Annotated in this window: 16 protein-coding genes; 9 read left to right on the top strand and 7 right to left on the bottom strand. The window is 59.6% G+C overall.

Annotation, left to right across the window (positions count from 1 at the left end; all coding sequences use genetic code 11):
• Window positions 1-75: 75 nt before the first annotated feature.
• On the bottom strand, window positions 76-1359 hold the full coding sequence (locus FFS64_RS01205) for a HAMP domain-containing sensor histidine kinase (protein ID WP_137803889.1): 1284 nt from the start codon (window positions 1357-1359) through the stop codon (window positions 76-78).
• Window positions 1349-2032 carry a two-component system response regulator ColR gene (gene colR, locus FFS64_RS01200; protein ID WP_095193097.1) on the bottom strand — a complete coding sequence of 228 codons (684 nt, stop codon included), beginning with the start codon at window positions 2030-2032 and terminating at the stop codon, window positions 1349-1351. The genes FFS64_RS01205 and colR overlap by 11 nt, the downstream gene beginning before the upstream one ends.
• Window positions 2033-2250: 218 nt before the next feature.
• Here colR and FFS64_RS01195 point away from each other — a divergent pair, with 218 nt between their 5' ends.
• Window positions 2251-2994, top strand: a complete 744-nt coding sequence (locus FFS64_RS01195) for a phosphatase PAP2 family protein (RefSeq protein WP_137803888.1) — start codon at window positions 2251-2253, stop codon at window positions 2992-2994.
• 126 nt (window positions 2995-3120) lie between these two features.
• Here the strand turns inward: FFS64_RS01195 and groL are convergent, their stop codons facing one another.
• The 4 genes from groL to FFS64_RS01175 form a co-directional block, all read right to left on the bottom strand.
• On the bottom strand, window positions 3121-4767 hold the full coding sequence (gene groL / locus FFS64_RS01190) for a chaperonin GroEL (RefSeq protein WP_137803887.1): 1647 nt from the start codon (window positions 4765-4767) through the stop codon (window positions 3121-3123).
• A gap of 49 nt (window positions 4768-4816) precedes the next feature.
• Window positions 4817-5110 (bottom strand): co-chaperone GroES, encoded by a 294-nt coding sequence (locus tag FFS64_RS01185; protein WP_007985847.1) that lies wholly within the window; start codon window positions 5108-5110, stop codon window positions 4817-4819.
• A gap of 248 nt (window positions 5111-5358) precedes the next feature.
• Window positions 5359-5835, bottom strand: coding sequence for an FxsA family protein (locus FFS64_RS01180; RefSeq protein ID WP_137803886.1), 477 nt, complete (start codon window positions 5833-5835; stop codon window positions 5359-5361).
• A gap of 66 nt (window positions 5836-5901) precedes the next feature.
• Window positions 5902-6633: a HugZ family protein gene (locus FFS64_RS01175; protein WP_137803885.1), complete on the bottom strand. Its 732-nt coding sequence runs from the start codon at window positions 6631-6633 to the stop codon at window positions 5902-5904.
• 163 nt (window positions 6634-6796) lie between these two features.
• On the opposite strand from FFS64_RS01175, the gene FFS64_RS01170 reads away from it, so the two are divergent.
• On the top strand, window positions 6797-7555 hold the full coding sequence (locus FFS64_RS01170; RefSeq protein WP_137803884.1) for an SDR family oxidoreductase: 759 nt from the start codon (window positions 6797-6799) through the stop codon (window positions 7553-7555).
• Between the two features lie 66 nt (window positions 7556-7621).
• Here FFS64_RS01170 and apbC read toward each other — a convergent pair whose 3' ends face one another.
• Window positions 7622-8716 carry an iron-sulfur cluster carrier protein ApbC gene (gene apbC / locus FFS64_RS01165; RefSeq protein WP_137803883.1) on the bottom strand — a complete coding sequence of 365 codons (1095 nt, stop codon included), beginning with the start codon at window positions 8714-8716 and terminating at the stop codon, window positions 7622-7624.
• A gap of 188 nt (window positions 8717-8904) precedes the next feature.
• Here apbC and metG point away from each other — a divergent pair, with 188 nt between their 5' ends.
• From metG to nth, 7 genes are all read left to right on the top strand, one after another.
• The gene (gene metG, locus FFS64_RS01160; RefSeq protein ID WP_137803882.1) at window positions 8905-10956 is read left to right on the top strand and encodes a methionine--tRNA ligase; all 2052 of its coding nucleotides are present in this window, start codon (window positions 8905-8907) and stop codon (window positions 10954-10956) included.
• Between the two features lie 143 nt (window positions 10957-11099).
• Window positions 11100-11669: an Rnf-Nqr domain containing protein gene (locus FFS64_RS01155; RefSeq protein ID WP_137803881.1), complete on the top strand. Its 570-nt coding sequence runs from the start codon at window positions 11100-11102 to the stop codon at window positions 11667-11669.
• Window positions 11666-12682 carry an electron transport complex subunit RsxB gene (rsxB, locus tag FFS64_RS01150; RefSeq protein ID WP_137803880.1) on the top strand — a complete coding sequence of 339 codons (1017 nt, stop codon included), beginning with the start codon at window positions 11666-11668 and terminating at the stop codon, window positions 12680-12682. Before FFS64_RS01155 ends, rsxB begins: the two co-directional genes overlap by 4 nt.
• Window positions 12669-13655, top strand: a complete 987-nt coding sequence (locus FFS64_RS01145) for an RnfABCDGE type electron transport complex subunit D (RefSeq protein WP_137803879.1) — start codon at window positions 12669-12671, stop codon at window positions 13653-13655. Before rsxB ends, FFS64_RS01145 begins: the two co-directional genes overlap by 14 nt.
• Window positions 13652-14263, top strand: a complete 612-nt coding sequence (locus tag FFS64_RS01140; RefSeq protein ID WP_137803878.1) for an RnfABCDGE type electron transport complex subunit G — start codon at window positions 13652-13654, stop codon at window positions 14261-14263. The genes FFS64_RS01145 and FFS64_RS01140 overlap by 4 nt, the downstream gene beginning before the upstream one ends.
• Window positions 14256-14843: an Rnf-Nqr domain containing protein gene (locus FFS64_RS01135; RefSeq protein WP_137803877.1), complete on the top strand. Its 588-nt coding sequence runs from the start codon at window positions 14256-14258 to the stop codon at window positions 14841-14843. The genes FFS64_RS01140 and FFS64_RS01135 overlap by 8 nt, the downstream gene beginning before the upstream one ends.
• 25 nt (window positions 14844-14868) lie before the next feature.
• Window positions 14869-15507 carry an endonuclease III gene (nth, locus tag FFS64_RS01130; RefSeq protein WP_034149025.1) on the top strand — a complete coding sequence of 213 codons (639 nt, stop codon included), beginning with the start codon at window positions 14869-14871 and terminating at the stop codon, window positions 15505-15507.
• Window positions 15508-15533 lie beyond the last annotated feature (26 nt).

The raw sequence follows: 15533 nt of genomic DNA, 5'->3' as shown, positions 1-15533 counted from the left end.
GTCATGTAAAACCCTTAATCGTTTCGAGGTTTTACATGGCAATGCCGCCAATAAGGATAGTCCACTTCCAGCCCGTCAGCTCTCTTGCGGCGTATGCAGCTCCACCTGAAAACGACAGCCATGGGGTTCCATGTGGGTCAGGCTGACGCTCCAACCCTGGTTTTCACAGATTCGTTGCACCAGCGACAGTCCCAGGCCCAGGCCCTCTCCGCGCTTTTCGTTGCCGCGCACGAAAGGCTCGAACATCGCTTCACGCTTCTCTTCGGGAATACCCACACCGCTGTCCTCGACCATGAATCCGCTGTCTGACAGGCTCAGGCGAATGAATCCCTGCTCTGTGTAGTGCAGCGCATTACGCAACAGATTACCCATGACCGCATTCAGGAACGTCGCGTTGAAACGCGTGTTGTACGGCTTACCCGGCTCGACAATCAGTTTCAGCCCTTTGGCCTCGATCGGTGCACGCCATTGACTGATCAACCCGTCAGCCACCTCTCCCAGCGTCTGCTGTGGCGACATGCCTGCGTCTTCGCGCTGTGCCCGGGCCAGCATCAGGAAGGTTTGCACCAGATCGCGCATTTCTTCGCTGGCGCGAGCGATTCGCTCAACCTGAGCGCGACCACGCTGATCAATACCGGGGTTTTCCAGCAGCAGCTCGCAGGAACTGGCAAGCACCATCAACGGCGTGCGCAACTCGTGGCTGACGTCGCTGGTGAACATCCGCTCCCGGGTCAATGCCTGGCGCAGGCGTCCCAGAGTAGCGTCGAAGGCTACCGCCAGCTCACCCACTTCATCAGCCGCGTAATCCGGCGCCAGAGGCGGCGCCAGCCCCAACAACTGGTCGCGATGACGCACCTGCCGGGCCAGCCGTACGACCGGTGCCATGACCTTGCGCGCCAGGACCCAGCCGAGGAAAACCGCCAGCGCCAGGCTGAGCACGAAGCCCACCAGCACCACGGCGAACAGTACTCGCTCGCGCTCTTCGAAGTCGCTCTGATCCTGCAACAGTACATAGCGTCGACCGTCGACGATTTCGACCATGGCGTGATACGACAACTGCTCGCGGAACACCTCGTGAAACCCCGAATCCAGGTGCCGCAGATCCTTGGGCAGCTCAAAATCGCCCGGCCCACCGCTGAAATAGAATAACTGGTCCGGTTCTGGACGATGGCTCCAGTCCGAGACGTTATCCATCAGCAACAGACGCTGCAGATCACCGCCCAAGCCTGCAGAAATCAATTTTTCTTCCACCAGATGCACGGTCGCCACAATGCCCATGGCAAAGGCACCCGCCACCAGTGCGCTCATGAGCGCAAAGGCAATGATGATCCGCTGAGCGAGGCTCTGTCTAAACTCCATCACGCCCCTCTGCCAAGCGGTAGCCCACACCGTGCACGGTGTGCAGCAACGGTTTGGCGAACGGCTTATCGATCACCTGGCGTAGTTGATGGACATGGCTGCGCAGGCTGTCGCTGTCCGGGCAGTCATCGCCCCACAGCGCCTCTTCGAGAATTTCGCGACGCAAGACATGGGGACTTTTCTGCATCAGTACCGCCAGCAACTTCAGGCCTACCGGGTTGAGTTTGAGCAAGCGACCTTCGCGGGTGACCTCCAGCGTGTCGAGGTCGTAGATCAGATCGCCGACTTGCAAGGTGCGGCGCCCCCCACCCTGGGACCGGCGCATGACGGCTTCAACCCGCGCCGCCAGCTCAGACAAGGCGAAAGGTTTGATCAGGTAGTCGTCAGCACCGGACTTGAATCCTTGCAACCGGTCGTCCAGTTGATCGCGAGCGGTGAGCATGATCACCGGTGTATCCCGGCGGGCATCTTCGCGCAGGCGTTTGCACAAGGTGTAGCCGTCGATCCCGGGCAGCATGATGTCGAGTACGATCAAATCGTAATGTTCGGTGGCCGCCAGGTGCAGGCCCGACAAGCCGTCTTGCGCGCAATCCACGGTGTAGCCTTTGAGCCCCAGATAATCGGCCAGATTGGCCAGGATATCGCGGTTGTCTTCAACCAATAAAATTCGCATGGGCACCTTCTCCGTACACGGTAACGGCCGTCTTGGCCCGCGCAGCTTAAGGCCAAGTTTGGCTCACGGCTAGGATTGCGTGCAGTACTCAACCCGGTGGAAAAGCCTGTCCGGGCCTTAACGACTTTTTCACTTTCGGTTCACGGGCCGGCGACAGGATCGGGTTCACACTCCGCGCGGTTGCGCTCTTCAGTCACATCACCGACCCAGGAACTGCCATGGTTTCGACCTCCATCCGCCCCGCTTCCCGCCCACTCAACGTTTGGCTGTGCCTGGGCGTACCCGCCGTTGCGGCAATCCTTTTGATTCTGTTGGAATTGACCTCGCTGGACATGGACCTGGCCAAACTGTTCTACGACCCGGTCGCAGGAGGCTTTATCGGGCGACACAGTTACTTCCTGGAAACCGTCCTGCATGACCGCGCCAAGCAAGTGGTCATTGCCTTCTCGGTGTTGGCCATTCTCGGTTTTGTCGGCTCGTTCTTCATGGCCAGGCTCATGCCGTTCAAGCGGGAACTGGGCTGCCTGGTGCTATCCCTTGGCCTGGCGACGTCCTTTGTCACCCCCATGAAAGCGGTGACGGCGGTTCAATGTCCGTGGAGTCTTGAACAGTTCGGCGGTCACGAAACCTACAGCGAATTGCTCAGTCCACGTCCGGCCACTGAAAAGCCCGGGCGCTGCTGGCCTGGCGGACACGCCGCGACCGGTTTCACTCTGTTTGCGCTGTTCTTCGTCTTGCGCGACCGTCGTCCGCGACTGGCCCGCGCGGCGTTCGTCTTCGCCTTCACTCTGGGTTCGGTGTTTTCCATCGGACGGATGATGCAGGGGGCGCACTTTTTTTCGCACAACGTATGGACGGCGGTGTTCTGCTGGTTGATTTGCCTGGGGGCGTATTACTGGATTCTTTATCGGCCCATGTCGAGCGCTGAGCCGCAAACCAATACGGAACCGGTCAACGCATGAAACACAGCTTAAAACGGTGGGAGCCGGCTCGCTCCCACAATGGATTGAAGTGGCCATCAAAATACGAGCAATAAAAAACCCGCCTGCTTTCGCAGGCGGGTTTTTTAGTACAGGGGTAAGGCTGGCTTACATCATGCCGCCCATGCCACCCATGCCGCCCATGTCTGGCATGCCGCCACCAGCACCGCCGTCTTTTTTCGGTGCATCAGCGATTGCTGCTTCGGTAGTCAGGATCAGACTGCCAATGGAAGCTGCAGCTTGCAGAGCCGAACGGGTGACCTTGGTTGGGTCCAGGATACCCATTTCGATCATGTCACCGTATTCGCCAGTCGCAGCGTTGTAGCCGAAGCTGCCTTGGCCGTTCTTGACCTTGTCGACAACCACGCTTGGCTCGTCGCCGGAGTTGGCAACGATCTGACGCAGAGGTGCTTCGATGGCACGACGCAGAACAGCGATACCTACGTCCTGATCGGCGTTGTCGCCTTTCAGATCGGTCAGCGATTGCAAAGCACGGATCAGGGCCACGCCACCGCCAGGCACCACGCCTTCTTCAACGGCTGCACGGGTAGCGTGCAGGGCATCTTCAACGCGGGCTTTCTTCTCTTTCATTTCAACTTCGGAGCCGGCGCCAACCTTGATCACTGCAACGCCGCCGGACAGCTTGGCCAGACGCTCTTGCAGTTTTTCACGGTCGTAGTCCGAGGAAGTCTCGGCAACCTGGGCACGGATCTGAGCAACACGACCTTCGATGTCAGTATGAACGCCAGCACCGTCAACGATAGTGGTGTTTTCCTTGGACAGGGTCACGCGCTTGGCGTTACCCAGGTGCTCCAGGGTGGTGCTTTCCAGGCTCAGGCCGATCTCTTCGGAGATGACGGTACCGCCGGTCAGAACGGCGATGTCCTGCAGCATGGCCTTGCGACGGTCGCCGAAGCCTGGTGCCTTGACGGCTGCGACTTTAACGATGCCACGCATGTTGTTCACAACCAGAGTCGCCAGGGCTTCGCCTTCAACGTCTTCGGCCACGATCAGCAGTGGACGGCCGGCTTTGGCAACGGCTTCCAGCACTGGCAGCATTTCACGGATGTTCGAGATCTTTTTGTCGACCAGCAGGATCAGCGGGCCGTCCAGCTCGGCGACCATGGTCTCCGGCTTGTTGACGAAGTACGGGGACAGGTAGCCGCGGTCGAACTGCATGCCTTCAACGACCGACAGTTCGTTTTCCAGGCCCGAGCCTTCTTCAACGGTGATCACGCCTTCTTTACCGACTTTTTCCATGGCTTCGGCAATGATGTCGCCGATGGAGTTGTCGGAGTTGGCGGAGATGGTACCTACCTGAGCGATAGCCTTGGTGTCAGCGCATGGCTTGGACAGGGCTTTCAGTTCTTTGACGATCGCGATGGTCGCTTTGTCGATACCGCGCTTGAGGTCCATCGGGTTCATGCCGGCAGCGACGGCTTTCAGGCCTTCGTTGACGATCGATTGAGCCAGAACGGTAGCGGTGGTGGTGCCGTCGCCTGCGTCATCGTTGGCACGGGAGGCAACGTCTTTGACCAGCTGCGCGCCCATGTTTTCGAAACGGTCTTCCAGTTCGATTTCCTTGGCTACGGAAACGCCGTCCTTGGTGATGGTCGGAGCGCCGAAGCTCTTCTCGATGATCACGTTACGGCCTTTCGGGCCCAGGGTCGCTTTTACTGCGTCAGCCAGGACGTTGACACCGGTGAGCATTTTCTTGCGGGCGGAATCGCCGAATTTAACTTCTTTAGCAGCCATGATCGATATTCCTTAAATACTTTGTAGTAGCGGGAAAATGAGCGGGGAATCAGCCTTCGATAACAGCGAGGATTTCGTTCTCGCTCATTACCAGCAGGTCTTCGCCGTCGACTTTCACAGTGTTGCTGCCGGAGTAAGGACCGAACACAACCTTGTCGCCCACTTTTACGGACAGTGCACGCACTTCACCGTTTTCCAGTACGCGGCCGGTGCCGACAGCGAGGATCTCGCCGCTGTTGGCTTTTTCAGCAGCCGAACCTGGCAGGACGATACCGCCAGCGGTTTTCTTTTCTTCTTCGCTGCGACGGATGACGACGCGGTCATGCAGAGGACGAAGCTTCATTGTCGATCTCTCCTAATTGTGGTTTTCATCGGCCGGTGTAGTCCCGGCGGGTTTAACAAAGTCCGGCGGTGCCGGGTGCGGCTCGACAAGCGAGACGCGGAAGTCTGTCTGGCGTGATTGCCAGAAACCTTGCGGTGACCGTTACATAAGGGCGCATAAGCTTATTACAAGGGGCGGGGAGCAAAAAATTTTCAGGTCAATGCCCCGCAAACGAACACGGCACCCGAAGGTGCCGTGTCGCTGTGACGTTACTTGGTATCGCGGTGTTCAAACTCGCCTTCGATCACATTGGGCTCACGGCTCAGCGGCTCGCGCGGCGCGGGACCGCCACGGGACTGAAGGTCCTCGGCGAACGCACGTTGGCGGATCGCTTGTTCCTCGGCACGCCGGCGCATTTTATTGGCCAGCAGACGACGGCTGATCGGCAGCAGCATGACCAGGCCGATCACGTCGCTGATGAAACCCGGAAGGATCAACAGGCCACCGGCCAATGCCAGCATCAGGCCTTCGAGCATGGTCTGGGCGGGCAGCTCGCCACGGTTCAGGCTTTCACGGGCACGCAGCGCCGTGGCCAGGCCGGCGATCCGCAGTACGAACACGCCGAACATCGAGCCGAGAATGATCAGCAGCAGGGCCGGGAAAAACCCGATAGCCCCTGCCACCTTGACGAATACGAACAGCTCCAACACCGGGAACAGCAGAAAGAGCAACAAAAAAGGGCGCATCAAATGGTTCCTCAACGCAAGAATGCCTTGCCAGTTCACCTTAGATGACGTCGCCGTTTCGTGAATTCAAGCGTCGGCCACTTCATTTTTCGGCCAATGCTCGGCGTGGGCCAGGAAAACCAAGGCTTCACGAACTTGTGTCGGCGTATTACATGGAGCCTGGAACGGCAGCCAGTAGACGCCCTGGCCGATCCGCAGGTGCATGCCTTCGGTATCAATCCCGACCATTTGCGCCGGCACGGTTTTCGGCAGCCCCGCCAGGTCGACGTAATGGGCAATGGCCTTGGCGTGATCGGCGTTCATGTGCTCGACCATGCTCACTTCGGCCTTGCCGGCGAAGGGATTGGCCAAGGTCAGGTCGTTGACCCAGTGAATGGCGCCAAAACCTCCGATGTAACGGTGACGCACCGGTTGCAGTACCCAGAAATCGAAATCATGGGCCTTGTGATAGTTCTGCGAATCCGGGAAGTAGCGGTAGTAACGCTCGGCGGCGGCTTCGATGGCGGCCTCGTCGTCGATCTGGTGCGCCTCTGCCAGGTAGGTCAAGCGACCGACAGCTTGCACATCTTCGGCTCCACGCTCGCCGACGAACAGCGAGCACTTCGGGTCTTTCTGCAAATTGTGGGTGTGCTGGGCGATACGGCTGATCAGGATCAACGGCCGGCCCTGCTCGTCCAGACAGTACGGAACCACGGAACCGAACGGGAAACCGGGCATTGCCTTGGAGAGCGTCGACAGGACTCCGCGGTATTCCTTGAGCAGCAATTCTCGGGCATGCTTGGCAACTTCAACGCTCAATTTATGACTCCTTATATAGAATCCGTCAGAAAAACGGACAGGCGACTGGTGAAAGTCCCAGTACGCCATCGGGGCAGTTCTCATGTGCAGCCAGGCCATGTCAGGCGCAGATCGAGAGGCTCTCTACAAGGAAACCACTCAGAACTGCTACCGGGGCATGCGAATGCAACTCACTGACAAAGTAATCATTATCACCGGCGGTTGCCAGGGTTTGGGCCGTTCCATGGCCGAGTATTTCGCCGCCAAGGGCGCGAAGCTTGCGCTGGTGGATCTCAACCAGGAAAAGCTCGATGACACCGTGGCGGCTTGCAAGGCCAAGGGCGCCGAAGCCCGCGCCTACCTGTGCAACGTGGCCAATGAAGAGCAAGTGACCCACATGGTCGCCCAGGTCGCCGAAGACTTCGGTGCGATCCACGGCCTGATCAACAACGCCGGCATCCTGCGTGACGGGCTATTGCTCAAAGTCAAGGATGGCGAGATGACCAAAATGAGCCTGTCCCAGTGGCAAGCGGTCATCGACGTCAACCTGACCGGCGTGTTCCTGTGCACCCGTGAAGTCGCGGCGAAAATGGTCGAGTTGAAGAACAGCGGCACGATCATCAATATCTCGTCGATTTCCCGCGCAGGCAATGTCGGCCAGACCAACTACTCCGCCGCCAAGGCCGGTGTCGCCGCCGCAACCGTGACCTGGGCCAAGGAACTGGCGCGCTACGGCATCCGCGTGGCCGGTATTGCACCGGGCTTCATCGAAACCGAAATGACCCTGGGCATGAAACCCGAAGCGCTGGAGAAAATGACCTCGGGCATTCCACTCAAGCGCATGGGCAAGCCGGAAGAGATCGCCCATTCGGCGGCGTACATTTTCGAGAACGACTATTACACCGGCCGGATTCTGGAAATGGATGGCGGGTTGCGCATCTAAACCCCCGACCTAAAACGAATGTGGGAGCGAACCTGCTCGCTCCCACAGGGACTGTATTTCAGTGAATCAATCGTCGCTGATGGTGATGTTCGGCATCGCCGGCGTCGCCGCTTCCTGCAATACGATCCGCGCACCGACATGGCGGGCCAGTTCCTGGTAAACCATGGCGATCTGGCTGTCCGGCTCGGCGACCACCGTCGGCTTGCCGCCATCGGCCTGCTCGCGGATGACCATCGACAGTGGCAAAGATGCCAGCAACTCGACGCCATACTGGTTGGCCAGTTTCACGCCGCCGCCCTCACCGAACAGATGCTCGGCATGTCCGCAGTTGGAGCAGATGTGCACGGCCATGTTTTCCACCACGCCCAGCACCGGGATGTTGACCTTGCGGAACATTTCCACGCCCTTGCGTGCGTCGAGCAAGGCCAGGTCCTGCGGTGTGGTGACAATGACGGCACCGGCCACCGGGACTTTCTGTGCCAGGGTCAGTTGGATGTCACCTGTACCCGGCGGCATGTCGATGACCAGGTAATCCAGGTCGCCCCACGCTGTTTGGGTCACCAGTTGCAACAAGGCGCCTGAGACCATCGGACCGCGCCAGACCATCGGCGTGTTGTCGTCGGTGAGGAAGGCCATGGACATCACTTCCACGCCATGGGACTTGAGCGGAACGAACCATTTCTGATCCTTGACCTCGGGACGGGTGCGCTCCGGTATGCCGAACATAATGCCCTGGCTCGGACCGTAGATGTCCGCATCGAGAATGCCGACCTTGGCACCTTCGCGGGCCAGGGCCAGGGCCAGGTTGGCCGCGGTGGTGGACTTGCCCACGCCGCCCTTGCCCGATGCCACGGCCACCACGTTCTTGACGTTGGCCAGTCCCGGAATCTGCGCCTGAGCCTTGTGCGCGGCAATCACACTGGTGATATCAACGCGGGCAGTTGTCACGCCGTCCAGGCCTTCGATGGCCATTTGCAACAGCTGTGCCCAGCCGCTCTTGAACAGGCCGGCGGCATAGCCCAGTTCAAGCTGAACGCTGACGCGGTCCCCCTGAATGTCGATGCTGCGCACGCACCCGGCGCTGACCGGGTCCTGGTTCAGGTAAGGGTCGGTGTATTGGCGAAGGACGGCTTCCACCGCTGCGCGATTGACGGCGCTCATGGGCAACTCCGAAAACGGGACTGGAAAAGATGACGGGTATCGTACCTGTTCTGATCGTTGGGCGGGATGGCTGCGATCTTTTGCAGGCATAACCGGTTTGATCATCGGAGGAAACAGCCACAAAGGTGAAAAATATGCGCCGGCGCTTTATAGTGGCCGACCTCCGTTTCATCAAGTAGCCGAGCCCCATGTCCGAGCCACGCAAGATCCTCGTCACCAGCGCCCTGCCCTATGCCAATGGTTCGATTCACCTCGGCCATATGCTGGAATACATCCAGACCGATATGTGGGTGCGCTTCCAGAAGCACCGCGGCAATCAATGCATTTATGTCTGCGCCGACGACGCCCACGGTTCGGCGATCATGCTGCGCGCGGAAAAGGAAGGCATCACCCCGGAACAACTGATCGCCAACGTCCAGGCTGAACACAGCGCCGACTTTGCCGAGTTCCTGGTGGACTTCGATAACTTCCACTCCACTCACGCCGAAGAAAACCGTGAGCTGTCGAGCCAGATCTACCTGAAGCTGCGCGACGCCGGGCACATCGCCACGCGTTCGATCACGCAGTATTTCGACCCGGAAAAGAAAATGTTCCTGGCCGACCGCTTCATCAAGGGCACCTGCCCGAAATGCGGCACGGAAGACCAGTACGGCGACAACTGCGAAAAATGCGGCGCGACCTACGCACCGACCGACCTGAAAGATCCCAAGTCGGCGATCTCCGGCGCCACCCCGGTACTCAAGGATTCCCAGCACTTCTTCTTCAAGTTGCCGGACTTCCAGGAAATGTTGCAGACCTGGACCCGCAGCGGCACCCTGCAAGACGCCGTCGCCAACAAAATCGCCGAATGGCTGGATGCCGGCCTGCAACAGTGGGACATCTCCCGCGATGCGCCGTACTTCGGCTTTGAAATTCCAGACGAGCCGGGCAAGTACTTCTACGTGTGGCTGGATGCGCCGATCGGCTACATGGCGAGCTTCAAGAACCTCTGCAACCGTACGCCGGAGCTGGACTTCGACGCGTTCTGGGGCAAGGACTCCACCGCCGAGCTGTACCATTTCATCGGCAAGGACATCGTCAACTTCCACGCCCTGTTCTGGCCAGCCATGCTCGAGGGCGCGGGCTACCGCAAGCCGACCGGCATCAACGTGCACGGCTACCTGACCGTCAACGGCCAGAAAATGTCCAAGTCCCGTGGCACCTTCATCAAGGCACGGACCTACCTGGATCATCTGTCGCCGGAATACCTGCGCTACTACTACGCGGCCAAACTGAGCCGTGGCGTCGACGACCTCGACCTGAACCTCGAAGACTTCGTGCAGAAGGTCAATTCCGACCTGGTCGGCAAAGTCGTCAACATCGCCAGCCGTTGCGCCGGTTTCATCCACAAGGGCAATGCCGGCGTCATGGTCGACACCAACGCCGCGCCGGAGCTGACCGAAGCCTTCCTGGCCGCCGCGCCTGGCATCGCCGATGCCTACGAGGCCCGCGACTTTGCCCGCGCCATGCGCGAGATCATGGCCCTGGCCGACCGCGCCAACGCCTGGATCGCCGACAAGGCACCGTGGTCGCTGAACAAACAGGAAGGCAAGCAGGATGAAGTCCAGGCCATCTGCGCCACCGGCGTCAACCTGTTCCGCCAGCTGGTCATCTTCCTCAAGCCGGTGCTGCCGCTTCTGGCTGCCGATGCCGAGGCATTCCTGAACGTCGCGCCATTGACCTGGAACGATCATACGATCTGGCTTGCCAACCATCAGCTGAACGAGTTCAAGCCGCTGATGACCCGTATCGACCCGGTTAAAGTGCAGGCCATGACCGACGCTTCGAAAGAAGACCTGACCGCCAGCCAGACCGATACCGGCGAAGCTGCAACCGCTGGCAACGGCGAACTGGCCAAGGATCCGTTGTCCCCGGAAATCGAATTCGACACCTTCGCTGCGGTCGACCTGCGCGTTGCCCTGATCGTGAAGGCCGAAGCTGTGGAAGGCGCCGACAAGCTGTTGCGCCTGACGCTCGACATCGGTGACGAACAGCGCAACGTGTTCTCAGGGATCAAGAGCGCCTACCCGGACCCGTCCAAGCTCAATGGTCGTCTGACCATGATGATCGCCAACCTCAAGCCTCGCAAAATGAAATTCGGCATCTCCGAGGGCATGGTGATGGCGGCCGGTCCTGGCGGTGAAGAAATCTATCTGCTGAGCCCTGACAGCGGCGCCAAGCCTGGTCAGCGGATCAAGTAAGGCACGGCAGCAAACCGATCCCACAGTCGTGCCTGGCGCGCCTGTGGGATTTTCATGTCTGGCCCACCCTCCGCCCTTGCCGGATAATGCCTAAGCTTTTCTAGACAGCGGTGTTAAACAACTCCGTCCTTGCCGGCACGATCATGACCGAAACACTGCTCACGCTTATCAGCACCGCCCTGATCAACAACCTCGTGTTGCATTGGCCGCTGGGTGTCGATCCGCTGCTGGGCAGCGAACGTCGGCAAGTCCATGCCCTGGGCTTGGCGACGACCTGCCTGATGCTGATTGTCGGCCTGCTCGGTTATGCGCTCTATCATTGGCTGCTCCTCCCGCTGGAATTGACGTCGCTGCGTCTGTTCGTATTCCTGCCCCTGAGCGTGCTGCTGATCGGTCCTCTGCTGAAGGGCTTGTCCCGGTTTTTTTCGACGCTGTCGTTTGAAGGTCTCTGGCCGTTACTGTTGGGCAACGCCGGCGTGCTCGGGGTGGCGCTTCTCGGCATTCAGGATGACAAAGGATTTTTCGCCGCAGCAGCCCTGAGCCTGGGCGGCGGGCTGGGGTTCTGGCTGGTGCTGAGTCTGTTCAACGACCTGCGTCAACGCACACTCGATAACGATGTTCCCCTGCCCTTTCGCGGCTTGCCGATCGACCTGATCGGCGCCGGCCTGATCGCAGTGGCCTTTCTCGGATTCAGCGGACTGATCAAAACATGAGTCTGATTCAACGCATCGACGCCCTCTTGCCGCAGACCCAATGTGGCAAGTGCGGCCATCCCGGATGCAAGCCCTACGCTGAAGGCATCGCCAACGGCGAGCCGATCAACAAGTGTCCACCGGGCGGCAACGAAACCATCAACGCCCTGGCCGAACTGCTGAACGTGCCGGTGCTGGAGCTGGATCTCAGCCGTGGATCCGCCCCGGCACAGATTGCCTACATCCGCGAAGCCGAATGCATCGGTTGCACCAAATGCATCCAGGCCTGCCCGGTAGACGCCATCGTCGGCGCGGCCAAGCTGATGCACACGGTGATTATCGACGAATGCACCGGTTGCGACCTCTGCGTGGCACCATGCCCTGTGGACTGCATCGAAATGCATCCGTTGCCGATGACCTCCGTGCTGCCGATTGTCGGTGGCCTGGCGTTCAGTCTGGAAGAACAACGGGCTCGCGCCGCCAAACGTAATCATGCACGGCGCCGTTTCGAGCAGCGCAACGCCCGTTTGCAGCACGAAGAACAACAAAAGGCCGCCGAGCGCCAAGCCCGTGCGCAACGCGCCGCCCAACCCGCGCAAGTGACGCTTGACCCGGTGCAAGCCGCCCTCGAACGCGTCCGCGCACAGAAGGCCGCCAATGCCGATGCGGCGCTGAAGAAAGCCAAGATCGATCTGGCAATGAGTCGGGCGCAACTGACCAAATCACTCAAGGCTTTTGGCCATCCGCCGACCTTCGAACAGCAGTCGCAGTTGATCGTTTTGCAACAGCAATTCGAAGCCGCCGAGCAAGCCTTGGCACAACTGGAAAACGCAGCACCGCCGTCCCCGACGCCCGCTACGGTTGCTACTCCACCGAAGAATGCCGACCTGAATCGGGCGAAGATCCAGTTGGCCATGCGCCGCGCGGAACTCAAAAAAGCCCAAGCCGCCGAAACGCCCGCTGAGCAGATCGAAGCCCTGGAACGTGCAGTCAGTGAAGCCGAACGCCAGGTGGATGCCTATGCAACCCCTTGAATCGGTCGACGAACGCCTGCAGCAGGCCATGAAACTGGTTCTACTGGCTACGTTGCCAGGGATGCTGGCGTTGTTCTGGCTATACGGCTGGGGGGTATTGATCAATCTGATGCTGGCAAGCACCAGTGCGCTGGCCGCTGAAGCGACGGTACTGCAATTGCGCAAGCGCCCCCTCAAGCCGACCTTGAGCGATGGCAGCGCCCTCGTCAGTGCAACCCTGTTGGCCCTGGCCTTGCCACCCTATTGCCCGTGGTGGCTCACGGTCAGTGCTGCCGCGTTTGCCATGGTGTTCGGTAAACACCTGTATGGCGGTGTCGGAAGCAATCCGTTCAACCCGGCGATGCTCGGTTTCGCCCTGGTGATGGTGGCTTTTCCGCAACAGATGACCCACTGGCCCGCGTCCCACGGCCTGAATCTGTCGGGCGGCTTACAGCAAGTGTTCGGTTTCGGTCCAACCCCGGATGCGTGGGTTGGGGCCACGGCACTGGACAGCCTGCGGATCAATAAAAACCTCACCATGGACGAACTGTTCTCGGCCAATCCGGCGTTTGGCCATTTCGGTGGTCGCGGTGTGGAATGGGTGAACCTGGCCTTTCTCGCGGGTGGCGCGTTTCTGCTGCAACGACGCGTGTTCAGCTGGCATGCGCCGGTCGGCATGCTCACCAGCCTGTTTATCATCAGTCTATTGTTCTGGAACGGCTCGGGCTCCGATTCCCATGGCTCACCGCTGTTTCATCTGCTGACCGGCGCCAGCATGCTGGGAGCGTTCTTTATCGTTACAGAACCGGTGTCCGGCGCCAAAAGCCCCGGCGCACGACTGCTGTTCGGCATTGGTGTCGGGCTGCTGACGTATCTGATTCGTACGTGGGGCGGCTACCCGGACGGCGTGGCTTTTGCGGTGCTGTTGATGAACCTCTGTGTGCCGGCGCTGGATCGGTTTGTCGCGGCCAGACAGCAGCGGACTGCATCATGAACCGGGCTTCGAGCGTTGCCGTCCTGATATTACTGGCCGTCCTCGGAGTCGGCCTGACCTGGCTCGTGCAGCACAGCAGCGAGCCACGGATCGCGGCGGAGCAACGCCTGATCGACAGTCGTAACCTGCTGGACCTGCTACCGCCCGGCAGCTACGACAATCAGCCGCTGGATCAACCGCTCACGCTTGAAAACACAGCACTGGGCAACAGCACACTGCTGGCGGGTTACCAGGCGACCAAGGCTGGTCAGGCGTATGCCGTGCTGCTGCGCAGCCAGACCCTGGGTTACGCAGGCGCTATCGAGCTGCTGATCGCCATCGACGCTAACGGCAGGTTGATTGGCATCAAAACCCTCAAGCAAGTGGAAACACCGGGGCTCGGCGCGCGGATTGCCGACTGGCCCAATGCCTGGCTTCAAATGTTTTCCGGCAAGTCCCGAACCGATCCGGTCGACAACGGCTGGGCCTTGAAAAAGGATCAAGGGCAATTCGACCAGATTGCAGGCGCGACAATTACTTCGAGAGCGGTGATAAACGCCACCCATGACGCGCTGCGCTACTTCGATGAGCACCGACAACAACTGCTTGGGAGCCCTTCCCATGAGTAAATCACCGCTGTTACAGCATTCATTGATGCTCGCGCCGCTTATCGGCGCCACCGGCTCATTGGTGAGCGCGCTTGGCCTGTGGCTGATGTTCATCGTGGTGATCAGTGTTTTTGGACTGGGCATGAATGCATTGCGCTCGCGCTTGCTTGCGTCGACGCATTTGCCGGCAAGCGTGCTGCTCGCCACAACGCTGACCAGTTGCGCGGAACTCGGGGCGCAAATCTGGTCGCTGCAATGGCATCAACAGGTGGGCATCTATTCAGCGTTAATCGCCTTGCAATGTGTCGTGCTGGACCACACTGGATTCTTCCAGAGCAGCCGGCGCGATCGCCTGCGCCTGTACAGCCTGTTCGGCGCATTGATGGTGGGCCTCGGCCTGCTACGTGAACTCATCGGTAACGGGACGCTCGGTAATCATTTACCGTGGCTGCTTGTTGCGACGCAAACGGATTGGCGCGGGTGGGTGCTGACCGCCGACGGAGGCTTGCGCCTGGCCACACTGGCCCCTGGTGGCTTCATTTTGCTGGGGTTGCTGGTCGCCGCATGGCAGGCCTGGCAGCGCCCGACACCTTCACATTGATCGCTTTCGAGGAATCGCACTGCCCATGAATGCCGCAAAACGTCTGGAAATTTTCCGCAGGCTGCATGAAGACAACCCGGAACCGAAGACCGAACTGGCCTATTCCTCACCGTTTGAATTGCTGATTGCGGTGATTCTTTCGGCGCAATCAACCGATGTCGGCGTCAACAAGGCCACGGCAAAACTGTTCCCGGTAGCCAATACCCCCGCTGCAATCCATGCCTTGGGCGTCGAGGGGCTGTCGGAATACATCAAGACCATCGGGCTGTTCAACAGCAAAGCGAAAAACGTGATCGAGACCTGTCGCTTGCTGGTGGAACGTCATGCGGGGGAAGTGCCACAGACTCGTGAAGAATTGGAAGCCCTGCCGGGCGTGGGCCGCAAAACCGCCAACGTTGTACTCAATACTGCATTTCGCCAGCTGACCATGGCCGTGGATACCCATATTTTCCGGGTCAGCAACCGCACCGGCATTGCGCCCGGCAAGAATGTGGTCGAAGTCGAGAAAAAACTAATGAAGTTCGTGCCCAAGGAGTACCTGCTCGACTCCCACCACTGGTTGATCCTTCACGGTCGCTACGTTTGCCTGGCCCGCAAGCCCCGGTGCGGCAGTTGCCGCATCGAAGACTTGTGCGAATACAAGCACAAGACCTCGGACGATTGAGCCACTATTGGATTTATTGATTCGTC

The organism is Pseudomonas sp. G(2018) (assembly GCF_005502415.1).
Lineage (GTDB): Bacteria > Pseudomonadota > Gammaproteobacteria > Pseudomonadales > Pseudomonadaceae > Aquipseudomonas.
This window is presented reverse-complemented; position numbering and strand designations above follow the sequence as displayed.